A 15,558-nucleotide genomic window follows, 5' to 3' on the forward strand; every position below is an offset into this window, starting at 1 on the left:
CGCGGCAGGTGCTCCGGGAGTTCCGGCCCACCGCCGCGACGCAACGACGAGGGGAGATGGTCCCCATGACCCACGGCCCGCTCGCGAACCGCACCGTCGTCGTCACCGGGGCAGCCCGCGGGCTGGGCGCGGCCGTGGCCCGGGACCTGGCCGGGCGCGGTGCCCGGCTCGCCCTGCTCGGGCACGAGCGGGACGCCCTGGAAGCGGTGGCCCGGTCGCTGCCGGGCCCGGCGCTGGTGCACGAGGTCGACGTCACCGACGGCGCGGAACTGCACCGGGCCGCCCGGCGGATACGGGCCGGGCTGGGCCCCGCCTCGGCCGTCGTCGCGAACGCGGGGATCGCGGAGGGCGGCCCCTTCGCCACCTCGGCCCCGGACCGCTGGCGCCGCGTGATCGACGTCAACCTCACCGGGAGCGCCCTGACCGCCCGGACGTTCCTGCCGGATCTGCGGGAGACCGCCGGGTACTACCTCCAGGTCGGCTCGCTGGCCTCCTTCGGCGCCGCGCCCCTGATGAGCGCCTACTGCGCCTCCAAGGCGGGCGTCGAAGCCTTCGCCCACGTGCTGGGGGCCGAGGAGGCGCACCGCGGGGTGGCCGTCGGCATCGCCTATGTGAACTGGACGGACACCGACATGATCCGCGACGCCGACCAGTACCTGGTGCTGCGGGAGCTGCGCGGTCACATGCCGCCGCCCGCGCGGCGCGTGTACCCGGCGGAACTGGTCGCGGCCCGGCTCGGCCGGGCCGTGGAACGGCGCCGTACCACCGTGTACGTCCCCGCCTGGCTGCGTCTGGTCCAGGTGACGCGTGCGGCGCTGCCACCCGTGGTGCTGCGGGTGTCGCGTCGGCACCTGCCGACGCTGGAGGCCGAGCCGGCGTTCGGCGACACCGGACCGCTGGGGGCGGGGGGCCGCGCCGACGAGTCCGCGGCCCGCACGGACCCTGGGCGCCCGTCCGGCTGACGTAACGGAGGCGTTGAGCGATGCAGACGTTCCTGCCCGATCCCGACTTCCGGCGGACGGCTCTGCTCCTGGACCGGCGCCGGCTGGGCAAGCAGCGGGTCGAGGCACTTCAGGTGCTGCGCGGCCTGACCGTGCCCGGCTACGGATGGCGCCGGCACCCGGCCGTACGGATGTGGTCCGGGTACGAGGAGGCGCTCGTGCGGTACGGCCTGGAGATCTGTCGCGCCTGGCGGGAGCAGGGCCATCAGGACAGTTGCGCCGCCTCCCTGGTCGCCGGGCTGGCCGCGCACCGGCCGGGCCTCGCGGTGCGCCACCAGGAGGAGCTGGCGGAGGCCGGCGAGCTGCCGCCCTGGCTCGGCGACGAGGCGTTCCACGAGAGCCACCGCTCGGCCCTCGTCCGCAAGGACCGGGAGGTGTACGCCGCCCTGTTCCCCGGGGTGCCGGACGACCTGCCCTATGTGTGGCCGGCGTCGGACCGTGAGCCGCGGCAGGCGTCCGCCGGCCGGTGAAACCGCCGGGTCAGAACGCGTAGCGGACGTCCAGCCAGGGCGCGTGGCGGCCGATCAGGTCGCGGAGGTCGTCCACGGCCCGCGCCTTGACGCCGTTGCGGTAGCGGACGTTGAGCGCGCCGTTCTCGGAGCGCTTGGCCTGCTGGATGTCCGGTCGCCACAGGACGTCCTCGGCGCGGGGGTGCCAGCCGAGGTTGACCTCGTGCAGGTCCCGGTTGTGCGTCAGCATGATCACCTCGGCGGCGGCCTGCCGCTTCACCCGCTGCGGCAGCACGTCGTCGAGCTGCTTCAGCAGTTCCGTCCAGGCGTCCTGCCAGCCGGGGCGGACCACCACGGGGGAGAGGTTGAAGTGCACCTCGTACCCGGCGTCCAGGAAGTCCGCGGCGGCACGGATGCGCTCGGCGACGGGAGTGGTACGTACGTCCAGCAGCCGGGAGTCCTCCGCGGGCATCACCGAGAAGCGGATCCGGGTGCGGCCCCGCGGGTCCAGGGCGAGCAGGTCGGGATTGACGAACTTGGTGGCGAACGACGCCTTGGCGGTGGGCCACTGCCGGAACGCGCGCACGAGGTCGGCGGTGTTGTCGCAGATCAGAGCGTCCACCGAGCAGTCGCCGTTCTCGCCGATGTCGTACACCCAGGACTCGGCGTCGCACTGGTTCGGCTCGCTCTTGGGTCCCTGCCGTGCCACGTGGCGGGCGAGGTGGGCGATGATCCGCTCGATGTTGGTGAAGACGGTGACGGGGTTGGCGTATCCCTTGCGGCGGGGCACGTAGCAGTAGGCGCAGGCCATGGCGCAGCCGTTGGACGGCCCGGGGGCGATCCAGTCGGCGGACCGGCCGTTGGGGCGGGTGGTGAGGTTCTTCCTCTCACCGAGGACCAGCGTCTCGCCCTTGACGCGGACCCAGCGTTCGACGTTGCCCTCGTTGCCGTGCAGCCCGGGGATGCGCCAGTGCGAGTCCACGGTGATCACCCTGGCCTCGGGGAACCGGGCGATGATCTGCCGGCCGCGCGGGGAGGCGGCCGCCGCGGGCTCGGCGTGGATCTCCCGCACGGGCAGGAGCCGGCGGGCCGTGGGGGAGTCCCGGAACGACGGGCCCTGCCCGGCCGGGGCGGGAGCGAGCGCGTCGAGCCCGAACAGGGTGCCGGAGTCGTCGTCCGGGGGAGGGGACGGGTGGGGCATGGCGGGCTCCGCTGCGGGTGGTACGGGAAGACCCGGGACGGGCCTCTCGTTCCACTCTAGGCGGACACTTCGTATGACCAGGGCAGCAGCGTCCATGCCGGAGAATGGTGCAGGGACGCGCCGGACCCCATCCGGTGGCGGCCCGCACCCGAGGAGGCGGCCCGATGAGACTCCGTTCTGACCTCGTCCCCCTGCGCGACCGGGTCGGCGAGGCGATCTTCTCCCGGGTCGCCGGGCCGGAGGGCGCCGAGAACCGCGCCCTCATCCATGGCACACCCGGCCCCCGCTGGTTCGGCCCGGACCGGCCCATCCGCAGGGTGCACGGTGACGCCTCGATGTTCATAGGAGGCCTGTCCGCGCTGCTGCTCCAGTCGCTGCATCCGCTCGCCTTGGCCGGCGTGGCCGCGCACTCGGGCTTCCGCGGCGACCCCTGGGGACGGCTCCAGCGGACCAGCACCTTCCTGGCCGTCACCACCTACGGTCCCGCAGTCAGCGCCCAGGAGGCCTGCGACCGGGTCCGCGCCGTCCACGAGCGGGTCCGCGGCACCACCGCCGACGGTCTCGCCTACTCCGCGTCCGATCCGCGCCTGCTCTGCTGGGTGCACATCGCGGAGGTCGACAGCTTCCTGCGCGCCCACCAGCGCTACGGCGCCCGCCCCCTCGACGACGCCGGCTGCGACGGGTACGTCGCCGACATGGCCCGCATCGCCGCGGCGCTCGGCGTACCCGACCCGCCGACCGACCGCGCCGCACTCGCCGAACGGCTGGCCGCCTACCGCGGCGAGCTGCGGGCGACCCCCGAGGCACGCGGTACGGCGCGCTACCTGCTGCTGCGCCCGCCCGTCCCGCTCCTCGCCCGGCTGCCCTACGGGGCCGTCGCCGCGTCCGCCGTCTCGCTCCTGCCGCCGTGGGCCGCCCGGGAACTGTGGCTGCCCCGGCTGCCGGTCGCCGAGGACCTGTGGATACGCCCGCTCGGCACGGCGGTGACCGCCGGCATCCGGTGGGCGATGACCGCGCCCCGGGAGCGGGCGCACGGAGGCCGCGCCTGACCTGGCGTGGCCGGCCCCGTCAGGACGCCTGCTTCGCCGCTCGCCACTCCGGCGCGAGGACCGACCAGATCTCGATGTCGTGCCGCTGCCCCCGGTGCAGGTAGCTCTGCCGCAGGACGCCGTCACGCGTCATCCCGAGCCGCCGGGCCACGGCGATGCTGGCGTCGTTCGCCGAGGCGACCTGCCATTCGACCCGGTGGATGCCCCGCTCCTCGACGGCCCAGTCGATGATGGCGCGGGCGGCCCGGGTCACCAGGCCCCGGCCCACCGCGGACGGTTCGAGCCAGCAGCCCGCCTCGGCGGTGCCCTGCACCACGTCCATCGTGCGGAACAGCACTCCGCCGACCAGCTTGCCGTCCGCCCAGATGCCGAGGATCCGCCCGGTGTCGCTCGCCGTCTTCTCCGCGTACGACTGGAGGAAGGAGCGGGCCGACGGCAGGTCCTCGGCCGCGTCCGGCAGAGCGATGAACCGCCCGATGAACTCCCGTCCCCGGTCCACGTGCGCCAGGAACTCCTCCGCCCGCCACGGTTCGAGGGGGCGCAGTTCGGCACCGTCGTCGCCGAGCGATATCGCGTACATGGTGACCCTCCAGGTGGTCGCGACCAGCGCGGATCGGAAAGTGATCATCCTACGCCCGGAGGGAGGCGGGGCCACTCGTTTATCGGCCCAGGGCTCCCGCCTGCTGACGGGCCGGCAGCACTTCGAAGGAGACGTGCGAGGAGAGCGCCCGCAGGAAGTCAGGGGCGTCGAACATCGCACCGGCCGCGGCGACCCCGACCGTCCTGGTGCGCCCCGAGAGGATGCGGTCCACCGCTTCGACCACGAGCGGCGCGGTCACGGCGTAGATGTCGCGGCCCCTGGCCACGGCGCGCCGCTCAATGCCGCCGGACCGGACGAGGACGTCGACGAGGAAGGTCTGGTCGGACCGCCCCTGCTCGTCGGCCGCGGACGGCGCCGGGGTGTCCGGGGCCGTCACCTCCCGGGCCGCCTCGACCGTCATGTAGGAGCTCACGTCCGGGATGGACAGGTGACGGGGAACGGTGATGACATCGGCCATGGTGAACTCCCCGATGACGGTCCGCGCACCCATCGGCTCCGGGAAGGACCACTGAAGGGTGGGAGGCGCGTCCTGGCGGTACTCCAGCTCCCCGTTGGTGTAGCGCAGGCGCCGGCCGTCCCGCCGCTGCCGGGAGACCGCGCCCGAGGCACGCGTCCCGGCGGTGGGGTGCCAACCGCTCAGCGCGTACGCGATGTGCGCCTCGTCGGCCTCCGTCCAGTCACCCGCCGCGGCGGTGACGAGCAGATCGCCGAGGCCGCCGTAGAAGGCCATGGCGGGGACGATCACCGCCTCCGCGGCGCGGGCGCGGTCCGAGAAGTGGGTGAACGTGTCGACGATCGCCTCCAGTTCGGCCGCCACGTCGACGTACGGGATCCCGGCGCGCAGCGCCGCCTCGATCACGGGGCCGGCCGTCGCGGCGAAGGGCCCGGCGCAGTTGACGACCGCCGCGGCGCCCGCCAGCGCGCGGTCGAGCGAGGCCGGATCGTCCACGGACGCCGGGCGCGGACCGGGTCCGGGCACGGACGACGCCAGCTCCTTCAGCTTGTCGGCGTCCCGTCCGGAGAGAACCGGGACGAAACCCCGTTCCAGCAGCTCTCGCACGACGAAGCGTCCGGTGTGCCCGTACGCGCCGAACACCACGACCTCGTGTCCCTGACCCATGGTTCTCTCCTGTGCTGGAACGACCGGCAGGCCCCGCTGCCGTCTGTCGTGAACATCTTCGCGAGGAACGGCACCCGCCACGAGTGTCCGGAACGACATGACCCGTACAATTCCGGACGTGAGAACTGTCGCGATGGCCCTCACTGACGGGATGCTGCACTTCGAACTGTCCCTCGCCCACGAGGTGTTCGGCGGCGACCCGGTGGCAGGGGCCGACCCCTGGTACGCATTCGCCGTCTGCGGGCCGGCCGCTGTGCGGGTCGGCCGGTTCCGGCTGGAACCCGACCACGGCCTCGACCGGCTCGCGCACGCCGACACGGTGATCGTGCCGGGCTGGGCCGACGTCGACGAGGATCCGCCCGCGGACCTGGTCGACGCGGTGCGCGCCGCCCACGAGGCGGGCGCCCGGGTGGTCTCCCTGTGCACGGGCGCGTTCGTGCTGGCCGCCGCCGGGTTGCTGGACGGGATGCGCGCGACGACGCACTGGGCGCACACCGAGGCCCTGGCCGCCCGCCACCCCCGGGTGCGGGTGGACCCGGACGTCCTCTACGTGGACAACGGGAGCGTGCTCACCTCGGCCGGCAAAGCGGCCGCCATGGATCTGTGCCTGCACCTCGTCCGCCTCGACCACGGTTCGTCGGTCGCCAACGCCCTCGCCCGGCGCCTGGTCGTGCCGCCGCACCGCGACGGCGGTCAGGCCCAGTTCGTCACCACGCCGGTGCCCGCGCCCGGCAACCACCCGCTCTCCGCGCTGTTCCCCTGGGTGATGGAACGCCTCGACCAGCCGCTGACCGTGGAGGACCTGGCCCGCCGGGCCCGGATGAGCTCCCGCCACCTGGGCCGCCATTTCCGGGCGGTGACCGGCACCACCCCGCTGCAGTGGCTCCTCACGCAGCGCATCCGTCGCGCCCAGGAACTGCTGGAGACCACGGGCGACAGTGTCGAGTCCATCGCGGCGGCCACCGGCATGGGCACCGCGACCACGCTGCGCCGTCACTTCAACCGCACCGTCGGCGTCCCTCCGGACACCTACCGCCGCACCTTCCGCTCCCGGCCCTCCGCGGCCATCCTGCCGTGAGGTGCCGGGCACCTGCATACCGGCGGGCCGCCGGGTTACTCGCAAAGCATGACGAATCCTGACAAGAAGCCCGAATCGGAAATCCGCGAGGCCGAGGAGGAGCGCGCCGAGTCCCAGCCGTTCAGCTACCCCTACGGCGAACGCCGGTCCAACGTCCGCGCGGTCCGTCACATCAGCCGTGAGGAGGCGGACGCGGACAGCGTCCCGGGGGTCCCCGGCGGCTACGGCACCAGTGGCGGCGGCCAGCCGAGCCGCACCGGCAGTGATGCGGACGAGGCCGGCCCCGACCAGCACTGAGGAGGCCGGCCCCCAGTGGGCCCGGCGCGGGCCGAGAGCGGGAGCGTACGTTCGTACACCTCGGAGTGTACGATCGTACGCATGCCGATGGACTACTTCGCCGACGACCCCCGCACCAACCTGGAGCGCATGCTCGCGGGCGACCTGTACATCGCCGACGATCCCGAGATCGCCCGCCGCCAGCAGGAGGCCGTACGGCTGGCCGCCCGCTACCAGGCCGCCTACGCCGAGGACGCCGACGCCGCCCGGCCGCTCCTCGCCGGACTGCTCGGCTCCCTGGGCGACGAGGCGCACGTGCGGCCACCGCTGTACGTCGACTACGGCAGCAACATCACGATCGGTGCGCGCACCTTCGTCAACTACCACCTCACCGCGCTGGACGTCGCGGCCATCACCATCGGCGAGGACTGCCAGATCGGTCCCAACGTCCAGCTGCTCACCCCCACGCACCCCCTCGAGCCGCAGCCGCGCCGCGACAAGCTGGAGGCCGCCCAGCCGATCACCATCGGCGACAACGTCTGGATCGGCGGCGGTGCCATCGTCCTGCCCGGCGTGACGATCGGGGACAACTCCGTGATCGGCGCCGGTGCCGTCGTCACCAAGGACGTTCCCGCGAACGTCGTCGCCGTGGGCAACCCCGCCCGGCCCGTCCGGACTCTGTGACGGCCCCGCCGTGGCCACCGGGCACGCCGACCCCCAGCGCCGCGCGCGCATCATCGCCGCGACCCTCGACCTCATCGCCGACGAGGGCGTGGCGGGCGTCTCCCACCGCAAGATCGCCGCGCGCGCCGGTGTGCCGCTCGGGTCGATGACCTACCACTTCGGCGGCATGGACGATCTGCTGAGGGAGGCGTTCCGTCACTTCACCGACCACATCGTCGCGCTGTTCGACGCGCACCTGGCTCCTCCTGCCGACCGCGACCAGGCGAGATCGGCAGTGGCCGACCTCGTCCACGCACTGTCCGGGGGAAGCCGGCGCGACCTCGTCCTCACCCAGGAGCTGTACACCCTCGCCGCCCGCCGACCCGCCTTCCGGGAACTCACCCACGAGTGGATGGCGCGCAGCCGCTCCCACCTGGAGAAGCACTTCGACCCCGGCACGGCCCGCCAGTTGGACGCCCTGATCGAGGGACTGACGCTGCACCGCGCACTGGCCCGGGAGCCCCATGACCGGGATCTCACGCTGGAGGCCGTCACCCGCATCACCGCCACCGGTCGCTGAGGGATCCCCGGCCGCCATCCGCGTCTCCGAATGTTTCGCCAAGCTGTGCGAGCGTTGCGCTCGGCCGATCAACTCCTTCTGTGGACCAGCCTGGCCAATGCGCTCAGCCTCTCCGGCCAGCGAAACATTTCGAGCAGTCAACTGGTTGATCAGCGGCGAACTTTCGGAGGACTTTCGGAAACAGAGTCATTGACCACCGTCCCGAGCCGGGCACATACTCTCCAGCGATCGAGCCTCCCGTCAGCGGAGGCGGCTCCACCGCGCCGCACGGCGCGGACATTCCCTCATCTCGCCATGGCCGCCCATGCCGAGGCGCGTCCAGCGCCGCGGGGTGCACGACGCCGGTCGGCCTGTCACGAGCCCTCACCTGGAGGAAGCATGGAGAACGCCCCAGCCCCCTCGATGAGCCGCAGGGGCTTCATCGGCCGCGCCGGCGCCCTGACGCTGGCCGCGTCCGCGTCCGGCCTGCTGGTGCCCGCCACCGCCCACGCGGACACGGTCATCACCACCAACCAGACCGGCACGCACAACGGCTTCTACTACTCGTTCTGGACCGACGGCGGCGGTTCCGTCTCGATGACCCTCGCGGCGGGCGGCAGCTACCGCAGCAACTGGACCAACTGCGGGAACTGGGTCGGCGGCAAGGGGTGGAGCAACGGCGGACGCAGGACCGTGCGCTACTCGGGCAGCTTCTACCCGTCCGGCAACGGCTACCTGACGCTCTACGGCTGGACCTCGAACCCCCTCGTCGAGTACTACATCGTCGACAACTGGGGCACCTACCGGCCCACCGGAACGTACAAGGGCACCGTCACCAGCGACGGCGGCACGTACGACATCTACCAGACGACCCGGTACAACGCCCCCTCGGTGGAAGGCGTCAAGACCTTCAACCAGTACTGGAGCGTCCGGCAGTCGAAGAGGACCGGCGGAACCATCACCACCGGCAACCACTTCGACGCGTGGGCCCGCGCGGGCATGCGGCTGGGCAGCTTCAACTACTACATGATCCTCGCCACCGAGGGGTACCAGAGCAGCGGGAACTCCAGCATCACGGTCAGCGGCTGAACGTCCGTCAGCACCCGGACCCGGCAGCCCCCGCCCTCGACGCACCCCCACCGCGGTCACACCGCAGACGAGGAGGACCCACCCCGCATGCCCAGCACACCACGCTCCCCGGCCGTGAGACTGGCGATCGCCGCGACGGCCGTGGCGAGCACCCTCACCCTCACCGCCGAAGCCGCCCCCGCACACGCCGCCGCGTGCACCGGCTACGTCGGGCTCACCTTCGACGACGGCCCGTCCAGCACGCACACACCGGCCCTGCTCACCGCCCTCCGCCAGAACGGGCTGCGGGCCACGATGTTCAACCAGGGCCAGTACGCCGCAGCCTACCCGTCCCAGGTCCGCGCCCAGGCCGGCGCCGGGATGTGGATCGGCAACCACAGCTACACCCACCCGCACCTGACCCAGCTGAGCCAGGCCCAGATCGACTCCGAGATCGCCCGGACCCAGCAGGCCATCGCCGGCGCGGGTGGCGGCACACCCAGGCTGTTCCGCCCGCCGTACGGTGAGACCAACACGACCGTGCGGTCGGCGGCGGCCAAGTACGGCCTCACACAGGTCATCTGGGACGTCGACTCCCAGGACTGGAACGGCGCGAGCACCGACGCCATCGTGCAGGCCGCCGCCCGGCTCACCAACGGCCAGATCATCCTCATGCACGAGTGGTCCGCGAACGCGCGCGCCGCCATTCCGCGCATCGCGCAGACACTGGCGAGCAAGGGGCTGTGCTCCGGCAGGATCTCCCCGGAGACCGGCCGCGCCGTGGCCCCCTGACCCGGCGGCCGGACACGGTCGCACCCGCACGTCCGCACCCCTGGCGCGGCAGCCTCCGGGCCGCCGCGCCATTCGGCTGGTCCTCGCGGTCAGTTGCCCCGCGCACTGCGCTGCCTTGAGGTGTCATGCGCATCCTCGTCACAGTCCGCGGCGACGACGCGGGAGCGGACGAAAGCGGCCACGACCTGCGCCGCTGGCTGACCGCCGAGCCGGAACTGCGCGGCCGGATCCGCACCGCGGACGGTGCTCCACCACCCGGTGCCCCGGGCGCGGTGACCGACGCGCTGGTCGCGATGCTGGAGCCGGGCCGGATCGCCGCGGTGTTCGCCGCCGTCGTGGTGGCATGGGCGCAGAGCCGACGGGGGAACCAGACCGTCACGATCACCCGGCCCGACGGGGCGGAGACGACCGTCAGCGCCACCCGGGTGAGGAGTCTGGACCCACGGCAGAGGGCCGAGCTGGCCCGGCGCCTGACCGCCGCCGTGGAAACGGCACCCGCCCCTGGGGGCGACCGGGCCCGACGCGCCGGCCGATGAGGGTTGCCCCTCGCGGACGTCCGTCGTTCCCAGGGGGTGGGCCGGAATCGTCCGGCCCCCGGTCACCGAGGAGGGCACACAGCAATGGGCAAGGTCGTCGTGATCGAGCACCTCACCCTCGACGGAGTCATGCAGGCCCCGGGACACCCGGACGAGGACCGCCGGGACGGCTTCGCGCAGGGCGGCTGGGCGCTCGCGCGCCAGGATCCCGCGATGCAGGAGACGATGGGCGCGCACATGACGAACGCGTGGTCCCTGCTGGCGGGGCGGACGACGTACGAGCGCTTCGCGGCCTACTGGCCCCGGCAGGAGCCGAACCCGTTCACCGAGGCGCTGAACCGGGTCCGCAAGTACGTGGTGTCGACCACGCTGACAGCGCCGCCGGCCTGGCAGAACTCCGTCCTGCTCCAGGGGGGACGCCGTGGCAGCGGTGTCGAAGCTGAAGGGCGAGGTGGCGGAGAATCTGGTGGTGTTCGGCAGCGGCGTGCTGGTCCGGTCACTGCTGCCGCACGGCCTCGTCGACAGACTCGTCCTGCTGATCCACCCGCTGACGCTGGGTGCGGGCCGCCGGCTGTTCACGGACTCCGGCTCTCATCCGACCGCCTTCCGGCTGATCGACGGCGCGACGACCGGCACCGGCGTCGTCATCGCCGTGTACGAGCCTGCCGGGGACCGGTGACGTAGACGCGCGGCGCGCGACGGCCGGCCGGACGGAGGCACCCGTGAGCCCCTTCGCGGGCACCCGTACCCGCACGGACCTCCGGAAGGAAGCACATACATGACCCGTCGGACGACAGGCGACGCTCCCACGCCCTCTGCCACCGCCCCTCCCGCGGACTTGCCCCCCGTCCCCTTCGATCCGGAACTGGCGGCGGCTCTCGAGGCGTTGGGCGAGCAGCCTCCGCTCACCCCGCAGGCCATCCCCGCGGTCCGCGCCGCGGCGGCGGCCGGTGCGCTCGGCGACGAGGCCCTGGGGTGCGGTGGCGAGGTCGTGTGGGAGGAACGCACGGTGGCCGGGCCGGCCGGCGCCCCGGAGGTCACCGTGCTCATCTGCCGTCCCGCCGCCGCCCCCGCGGACTCGCGGCTGCCCCTGGTGTACTTCATGCACGGCGGCGGCATGATCGCCGGCAGCCGACGGCACCTCATGTCCGACGTTCTGGTGTGGACCCGGACGCTGCGAACGGTGACCGTGTCGGTGGAGTACCGGCTCGCCCCCGAACACCCCCACCCGGCACCGCTGGAGGACTGCTACGCGGGCCTGGTGTGGTCCGCGCGGCACGCCGCGGAACTGGGCGCGGACCCGGCCCGGATCATCACGGTGGGAACCAGCGCCGGCGGCGGTCTCGCCGCGGGCCTGGCCCTGCTGGCCCGGGATCGCGGCGGACCGGCGCCGGCCGCCCAGATGTTGCTGTCCCCGATGCTCGACGACCGCAACGACACGAGCTCCAGCCGCCAGATGGCGGGACGGGGCATGTGGGACCGGGCCTCCAACACCACCGCCTGGAACGCCCACCTCGACGGTGCCGCGGGGGCGCCGGGCGTCCCCGCCCACGCCGCCCCGGCGCGTGCCGCGGACCTCACGGGCCTGCCGCCCGCGTATCTCGACGTCGGCTCCGCGGAGACCTTCCGCGACGAGACCGTCGCCTACGCAGGCCGCCTGTGGCAGTCCGGGATCCCCTGCGAGCTGCATGTGTGGCCCGGCGGTTTCCACGGCTTCGACGAGTTCCTTCCCCAGGCCCGCCTCTCCCGCCGTGCCAAGGAGACCCGCCGGGCGTGGCTGACCGGGCTGCTCACCGCCGGGCGGGACGACCGCTGAACGCCTGCGGGTGCGGCTGCCCCGCACCCGCAGGCGGGGCCGCCGAAGTCACCGCGCCTGCAGTCGGTCCACGGCCTCCTTGGCCTCCTTCAGCCCGGCACCGGTGATTCGCCGGTACTCCTTCATCGCCTCGACCGCCTTGCCGTCGCGGGCGAGTGCCGCCACCGCGTCCATCTCGGGGTCCTCGACGGGCACGTCCAGATGGCCGAGCAGAAGATCCACCTTGCGTTCGATGCGCGCAAGACGCTTGTCGAGCCGGGAGAAGCGGGCCTCGTGGCCGATGACGGACACGAAGACGATCAGTGCGATGAGCGAAAGAGCGACGGAATCCACAGTCATGATCATAAAGGGGCGGTGACCGGCTGCCGTCCGTGGCTCCGGTCAGTCCGCCCTCCCCACCTCCCGCAGCCGGCGGCTCGCGGCGACGCGGACCCGGCGGGTCCGTCCGCTGCGAGCCAGCAGTCCGAGGGCGTCGGGGTCGGTGACGGCCGGCGTGGTCACGGCGGTGCGCTGGAACCAGTCGGAGGCCATGGTGAGTTCGTCGGTGGTCCACGGCCTGCCCCGGGCGATCGAGTGGAGCAGGCTCCACTCCCGCAGCCGGAGGGTGAGGAAGTCGCTGCCGGCGACCACGTCGGCCAGGGTGCGCACCCACTCGGCGAACGCGGGACCACCGAGCAGGTCGGCGGCCCGGCGGTCCAGATGGCGGCTCACCGCGCTGTCGGCCATGAGGGTGTCCCGGTCGTCGAGCACGGCCGCCACCAGGCCCGCCTCGTCCGCCTCGGCGACGGTCTCCAACGCCTCCAGATAGCGGGCGAAACGCCGGTGCTCGGCGGGTTCCCGGTCGTCGGCGGGGGAGGGCGTGTTCGAATTCATCGACCCATCATCGGCCATGCGCTGGGGACCCCTCACTGCCGTCCCCCTTGCCGTCATCACACCGTTCCGCCGCATCCCCGACGCCGTGATCACCCTCGGCGACCCGACGGGGCCGCGTCACCCGGGGGTTCGGGGGGCGCGAACGTCGCGCGGTAGGCGGTGGGCGAGGTGCCCAGCACGCGCCGGAAGTGCAGGCGCAGATTGGACGGGCTGCCCAGACCGCACCGTTCGGCGACTTGGTCGACGGCGAGACCGGTGCTCTCCAGGAGCTCCCGGGCCCGGTCGAGCCGGGCCGCGAGCAGCCACCGCAACGGGGTGGTGCCGGTCTCGGCCACGAAACGGCGGGCGAAGGTCCGCGGTGCCATGTGCGCGTGCGCGGCGAGCTGACGGACCGTCAACGGCTCGTGCAGGCGGTCGAGGGCCCACGCCCGGGTCGGGGCCAGCGTGGCCGGGTCCGCGGCGTCGGCCAGCGGGCGCCTGATGTACTGGGCCTGCCCGCCGTCACGGTGCGGCGCCGCGACCAGTGTGCGGGCCACCTCGTTGGCCGTGGCGGCTCCCAGATCGCGCCGGACCAGGTGCAGGCAGAGGTCGATACCGGCCGCGACACCGGCCGAGGTCAGCACCCGCCCCTCGTCGACGTACAGCACCTTCGGGTCCACCCGCACCCGCGGATGGCGCACGGCGAGGTCATCGGCGTACAGCCAGTGGGTGGTGGCGGCGCAGCCGTCCAGGACCCCGGCGGCGGCCAGCGCGAACGCGCCGGTGCAGACGGACACCAGCCGCCGGCCGCGCCGGTGGGCGTCGGCCAGTGCGTCGAGCACGACGGTGGGCAACGGGCGCCCGTGCGGCGTGTACCCCGGTACGACGACGGTGTCCGCGCCGAGCATCGCTTCGAGGCCCGCCGCCACCGTCACGTCAAAACCGGCGGCGGTCGGCACCGGGCCCGCCGACCGTCCGCACAGTGTCAGCTCGTAGGGACTGCCCGGCACCGCGGTGAAGACCTGGGCCGGAATCCCCAGGTCCAGGGGCAGAACACCCTCCAGCACCAACACGGCGACCCGGTGCGTCCGGCCTTCACGGACACCGGCGTCGACGTCCGCCGACCGGTAGGCAGTTTCCTCGCGCACGGCGGCAATCCTGCCACTGTCGCCGCCCGAAGTCGCCACCGACGATGGAGCCATGACCACGCAGACGATCAGCGGCGTCCCGTCGCTCCCCGACACCCCGATCGCCCGCCGCGCCCTGGCACTGGTGCGCGACACGGAATCCACGGCGACCGCCAACCACAGCATCCGGGCCTACCTGTTCGCCCGCCTGCGCGCCGACCACGAAGGCGCCGTCCCCGGCCGGGACTACGACCTCCAACTCCTGTTCCTGGCCTGCGTCCTGCACGACATCGGCCTGACCGAGGCCGGGGACCGCCACCAGCGGTTCGAGGTGGACGGAGCGGACACGGCCGCCGAGTTCCTCACCGCGCAGGGCCTGCCGGCACCGGACGTCGACGCCGTGTGGGAGGCCATCGCGCTGCACACCTCGCCCGGGATCGCCGAGCGCCGCGGCCCGCTGTGCGCGCTGGTGCACAGGGGGACCGGCATGGACTTCGGACTCGGCACGGAATGCGTCGACGACGCGACCGGCGCCCGGATCCACGCCGCCTACCCACGGCTGTCCATGGCGACCACCCTCACCGACGAGATCGTGGCGCAGGCCCGCCGACGCCCGGAGAAGGCCCCCCACTTCACCGTCGCGGGCGAGCTGCTGCGTGAGAGGTCCACACCGCCGTACACGACCTGGATGGAGACCCACGCCGACGCGGGCCGCTGGGGCAACTGACCGGCCCGCGGCGGAAAGGGTCGCGCCCTCGTACGAGGGCCACTGGCTTCCCCTGAGCGGCTGACGCACACGACGTGACCGCGAGCGGAGCCGGGCATGGGGACCGACGGCGCGCGGACCGACCGACCGGGCTTGCTGCTCGACCAGTTCGACCAGGCCAGGGAGACGGCCGAGGTGCGGCTGACCGGGCTCGGCGACGAGGAGTACCTGTGGGAGCCGGTGCCCGGCTGCTGGTCGATCCGGCGTCGTGAGGAGGCGGTGACACCCAGGGCGTTCAGGCCCGGCGGCGGGCGGATGGGAGTGGGCCTTCGGTGAGCAGCGGCAGGACACGAGACCGCTGGTCGACTTCACCCCCTCCGCCGGCCTGGCCCTCGAACGGTTCCGGAGGACGGTCGACCGCTGGCGCGACAGCATCGCCGCCGTCACCGAGGAGCAGCTCGACACGGTCGGCTTCTCGCAGTACCCCTACGGCTCCCACCCCGACGACCCCCTCGTCACCGTCCTGTCGGGAGGCGACCTGGAGTTCATCCACCCATGGCCGAGGTCGCCCTGCTCCGCGACCTGTGGCGGGCCTGGCGGTCACCGGCCTTCCCCAGCCGGCGTCGAGGCGGGCGGGTGAGCGCGACCTAGGCCGTGTCCGCAA

General features: G+C 73.2%; 19 protein-coding genes and 1 pseudogene. 14 read left to right on the forward strand and 6 right to left on the reverse strand.

Translation table 11 applies throughout. The annotated features are described in order from the left end of the window. Positions 1-65: 65 nt before the first annotated feature. Together CCN42_RS07325 and CCN42_RS07330 are read left to right on the forward strand one after the other, a co-directional pair. On the forward strand, positions 66-962 hold the full coding sequence (locus CCN42_RS07325; RefSeq protein WP_086733935.1) for an SDR family oxidoreductase: 897 nt from the start codon (positions 66-68) through the stop codon (positions 960-962). 20 nt (positions 963-982) lie between these two features. Further along, positions 983-1,471 carry an MSMEG_6728 family protein gene (locus CCN42_RS07330; RefSeq protein ID WP_086733912.1) on the forward strand — a complete coding sequence of 163 codons (489 nt, stop codon included), beginning with the start codon at positions 983-985 and terminating at the stop codon, positions 1,469-1,471. A 10-nt stretch (positions 1,472-1,481) separates the two neighbouring features. On the opposite strand, the gene CCN42_RS07335 is transcribed toward CCN42_RS07330, so the two are convergent. Beyond that, positions 1,482-2,651 (reverse strand): spore photoproduct lyase family protein, encoded by a 1,170-nt coding sequence (locus tag CCN42_RS07335; RefSeq protein WP_086733914.1) that lies wholly within the window; start codon positions 2,649-2,651, stop codon positions 1,482-1,484. Between the two features lie 164 nt (positions 2,652-2,815). On the opposite strand from CCN42_RS07335, the gene CCN42_RS07340 reads away from it, so the two are divergent. Then, positions 2,816-3,700, forward strand: coding sequence for an oxygenase MpaB family protein (locus CCN42_RS07340; protein ID WP_086733916.1), 885 nt, complete (start codon positions 2,816-2,818; stop codon positions 3,698-3,700). A gap of 19 nt (positions 3,701-3,719) precedes the next feature. Here CCN42_RS07340 and CCN42_RS07345 read toward each other — a convergent pair whose 3' ends face one another. Both CCN42_RS07345 and CCN42_RS07350 read right to left on the reverse strand, forming a co-directional pair. Beyond that, positions 3,720-4,280 carry a GNAT family N-acetyltransferase gene (locus CCN42_RS07345; protein WP_086733937.1) on the reverse strand — a complete coding sequence of 187 codons (561 nt, stop codon included), beginning with the start codon at positions 4,278-4,280 and terminating at the stop codon, positions 3,720-3,722. Between the two features lie 79 nt (positions 4,281-4,359). Continuing rightward, positions 4,360-5,421 (reverse strand): saccharopine dehydrogenase family protein, encoded by a 1,062-nt coding sequence (locus tag CCN42_RS07350; protein WP_086733918.1) that lies wholly within the window; start codon positions 5,419-5,421, stop codon positions 4,360-4,362. 97 nt (positions 5,422-5,518) lie between these two features. Between CCN42_RS07350 and CCN42_RS07355 the strand changes: the two genes are divergently transcribed. The 9 genes from CCN42_RS07355 to CCN42_RS07395 all read left to right on the forward strand — a co-directional run bounded on the left by CCN42_RS07355 (position 5,519) and on the right by CCN42_RS07395 (position 12,209). Further along, positions 5,519-6,499, forward strand: coding sequence for a helix-turn-helix domain-containing protein (locus CCN42_RS07355; protein WP_422641136.1), 981 nt, complete (start codon positions 5,519-5,521; stop codon positions 6,497-6,499). 48 nt (positions 6,500-6,547) lie between these two features. Beyond that, positions 6,548-6,796: a hypothetical protein gene (locus CCN42_RS07360; RefSeq protein WP_245877185.1), complete on the forward strand. Its 249-nt coding sequence runs from the start codon at positions 6,548-6,550 to the stop codon at positions 6,794-6,796. Positions 6,797-6,877: 81 nt separating this feature from the next. Further along, on the forward strand, positions 6,878-7,459 hold the full coding sequence (locus CCN42_RS07365; protein WP_086733939.1) for a sugar O-acetyltransferase: 582 nt from the start codon (positions 6,878-6,880) through the stop codon (positions 7,457-7,459). Positions 7,460-7,469: 10 nt separating this feature from the next. Further along, positions 7,470-8,018, forward strand: a complete 549-nt coding sequence (locus CCN42_RS07370; protein ID WP_086733922.1) for a TetR/AcrR family transcriptional regulator — start codon at positions 7,470-7,472, stop codon at positions 8,016-8,018. 378 nt (positions 8,019-8,396) lie between these two features. Beyond that, a complete protein-coding gene (locus tag CCN42_RS07375) occupies positions 8,397-9,086 on the forward strand; it encodes a glycoside hydrolase family 11 protein (protein ID WP_086733923.1) in 690 nt (229 codons plus the stop codon). 87 nt (positions 9,087-9,173) lie between these two features. Next, complete coding sequence (locus tag CCN42_RS07380; protein ID WP_086733925.1) at positions 9,174-9,857, forward strand: polysaccharide deacetylase family protein; 684 nt, start codon at positions 9,174-9,176, stop codon at positions 9,855-9,857. 125 nt (positions 9,858-9,982) lie between these two features. After that, positions 9,983-10,393, forward strand: coding sequence for an effector-associated constant component EACC1 (locus tag CCN42_RS07385; RefSeq protein ID WP_086733927.1), 411 nt, complete (start codon positions 9,983-9,985; stop codon positions 10,391-10,393). Between the two features lie 421 nt (positions 10,394-10,814). Continuing rightward, complete coding sequence (locus CCN42_RS43690; RefSeq protein WP_211294649.1) at positions 10,815-11,072, forward strand: dihydrofolate reductase family protein; 258 nt, start codon at positions 10,815-10,817, stop codon at positions 11,070-11,072. 99 nt (positions 11,073-11,171) lie between these two features. Then, positions 11,172-12,209, forward strand: a complete 1,038-nt coding sequence (locus tag CCN42_RS07395; RefSeq protein ID WP_086733929.1) for an alpha/beta hydrolase — start codon at positions 11,172-11,174, stop codon at positions 12,207-12,209. A 48-nt stretch (positions 12,210-12,257) separates the two neighbouring features. Here the strand turns inward: CCN42_RS07395 and CCN42_RS07400 are convergent, their stop codons facing one another. The 3 genes from CCN42_RS07400 to CCN42_RS07410 form a co-directional block, all read right to left on the reverse strand. Then, positions 12,258-12,548 carry a hypothetical protein gene (locus tag CCN42_RS07400; protein ID WP_339384146.1) on the reverse strand — a complete coding sequence of 97 codons (291 nt, stop codon included), beginning with the start codon at positions 12,546-12,548 and terminating at the stop codon, positions 12,258-12,260. Between the two features lie 42 nt (positions 12,549-12,590). Next, the gene (locus CCN42_RS07405; RefSeq protein WP_086733931.1) at positions 12,591-13,082 is read right to left on the reverse strand and encodes a hypothetical protein; all 492 of its coding nucleotides are present in this window, start codon (positions 13,080-13,082) and stop codon (positions 12,591-12,593) included. Positions 13,083-13,171: 89 nt separating this feature from the next. After that, a complete protein-coding gene (locus CCN42_RS07410) occupies positions 13,172-14,125 on the reverse strand; it encodes a GlxA family transcriptional regulator (protein ID WP_245877186.1) in 954 nt (317 codons plus the stop codon). A 136-nt stretch (positions 14,126-14,261) separates the two neighbouring features. Here CCN42_RS07410 and CCN42_RS07415 point away from each other — a divergent pair, with 136 nt between their 5' ends. Continuing rightward, positions 14,262-14,915 carry an HD domain-containing protein gene (locus CCN42_RS07415; protein ID WP_169731420.1) on the forward strand — a complete coding sequence of 218 codons (654 nt, stop codon included), beginning with the start codon at positions 14,262-14,264 and terminating at the stop codon, positions 14,913-14,915. 96 nt (positions 14,916-15,011) lie between these two features. Then, positions 15,012-15,545 (forward strand): annotated as a pseudogene (locus CCN42_RS07420) (DinB family protein). Positions 15,546-15,558 lie beyond the last annotated feature (13 nt).

The organism is Streptomyces glaucescens (assembly GCF_002154375.1).
Lineage (GTDB): Bacteria > Actinomycetota > Actinomycetes > Streptomycetales > Streptomycetaceae > Streptomyces > Streptomyces glaucescens.

Excerpts from the sequence above, each read along its gene's own strand:
- CCN42_RS07360 (WP_245877185.1), top strand. The coding sequence starts at position 6,548 with ATGACGAATCCTGACAAGAAGCCCGAATCGGAAATCCGCGAGGCCGAG.
- CCN42_RS07345 (WP_086733937.1), bottom strand. The coding sequence starts at position 4,280 with ATGTACGCGATATCGCTCGGCGACGACGGTGCCGAACTGCGCCCCCTC.
- CCN42_RS07415 (WP_169731420.1), top strand. The coding sequence starts at position 14,262 with ATGACCACGCAGACGATCAGCGGCGTCCCGTCGCTCCCCGACACCCCG.
- CCN42_RS07365 (WP_086733939.1), top strand. The coding sequence starts at position 6,878 with ATGCCGATGGACTACTTCGCCGACGACCCCCGCACCAACCTGGAGCGC.
- CCN42_RS07385 (WP_086733927.1), top strand. The coding sequence starts at position 9,983 with ATGCGCATCCTCGTCACAGTCCGCGGCGACGACGCGGGAGCGGACGAA.
- CCN42_RS07355 (WP_422641136.1), top strand. The coding sequence starts at position 5,519 with ATGACCCGTACAATTCCGGACGTGAGAACTGTCGCGATGGCCCTCACT.
- CCN42_RS07380 (WP_086733925.1), top strand. The coding sequence starts at position 9,174 with ATGCCCAGCACACCACGCTCCCCGGCCGTGAGACTGGCGATCGCCGCG.
- CCN42_RS07400 (WP_339384146.1), bottom strand. The coding sequence starts at position 12,548 with ATGACTGTGGATTCCGTCGCTCTTTCGCTCATCGCACTGATCGTCTTC.
- CCN42_RS07375 (WP_086733923.1), top strand. The coding sequence starts at position 8,397 with ATGGAGAACGCCCCAGCCCCCTCGATGAGCCGCAGGGGCTTCATCGGC.
- CCN42_RS07350 (WP_086733918.1), bottom strand. The coding sequence starts at position 5,421 with ATGGGTCAGGGACACGAGGTCGTGGTGTTCGGCGCGTACGGGCACACC.
- CCN42_RS07395 (WP_086733929.1), top strand. The coding sequence starts at position 11,172 with ATGACCCGTCGGACGACAGGCGACGCTCCCACGCCCTCTGCCACCGCC.
- CCN42_RS07325 (WP_086733935.1), top strand. The coding sequence starts at position 66 with ATGACCCACGGCCCGCTCGCGAACCGCACCGTCGTCGTCACCGGGGCA.
- CCN42_RS07405 (WP_086733931.1), bottom strand. The coding sequence starts at position 13,082 with ATGAATTCGAACACGCCCTCCCCCGCCGACGACCGGGAACCCGCCGAG.
- CCN42_RS07340 (WP_086733916.1), top strand. The coding sequence starts at position 2,816 with ATGAGACTCCGTTCTGACCTCGTCCCCCTGCGCGACCGGGTCGGCGAG.
- CCN42_RS07335 (WP_086733914.1), bottom strand. The coding sequence starts at position 2,651 with ATGCCCCACCCGTCCCCTCCCCCGGACGACGACTCCGGCACCCTGTTC.
- CCN42_RS07330 (WP_086733912.1), top strand. The coding sequence starts at position 983 with ATGCAGACGTTCCTGCCCGATCCCGACTTCCGGCGGACGGCTCTGCTC.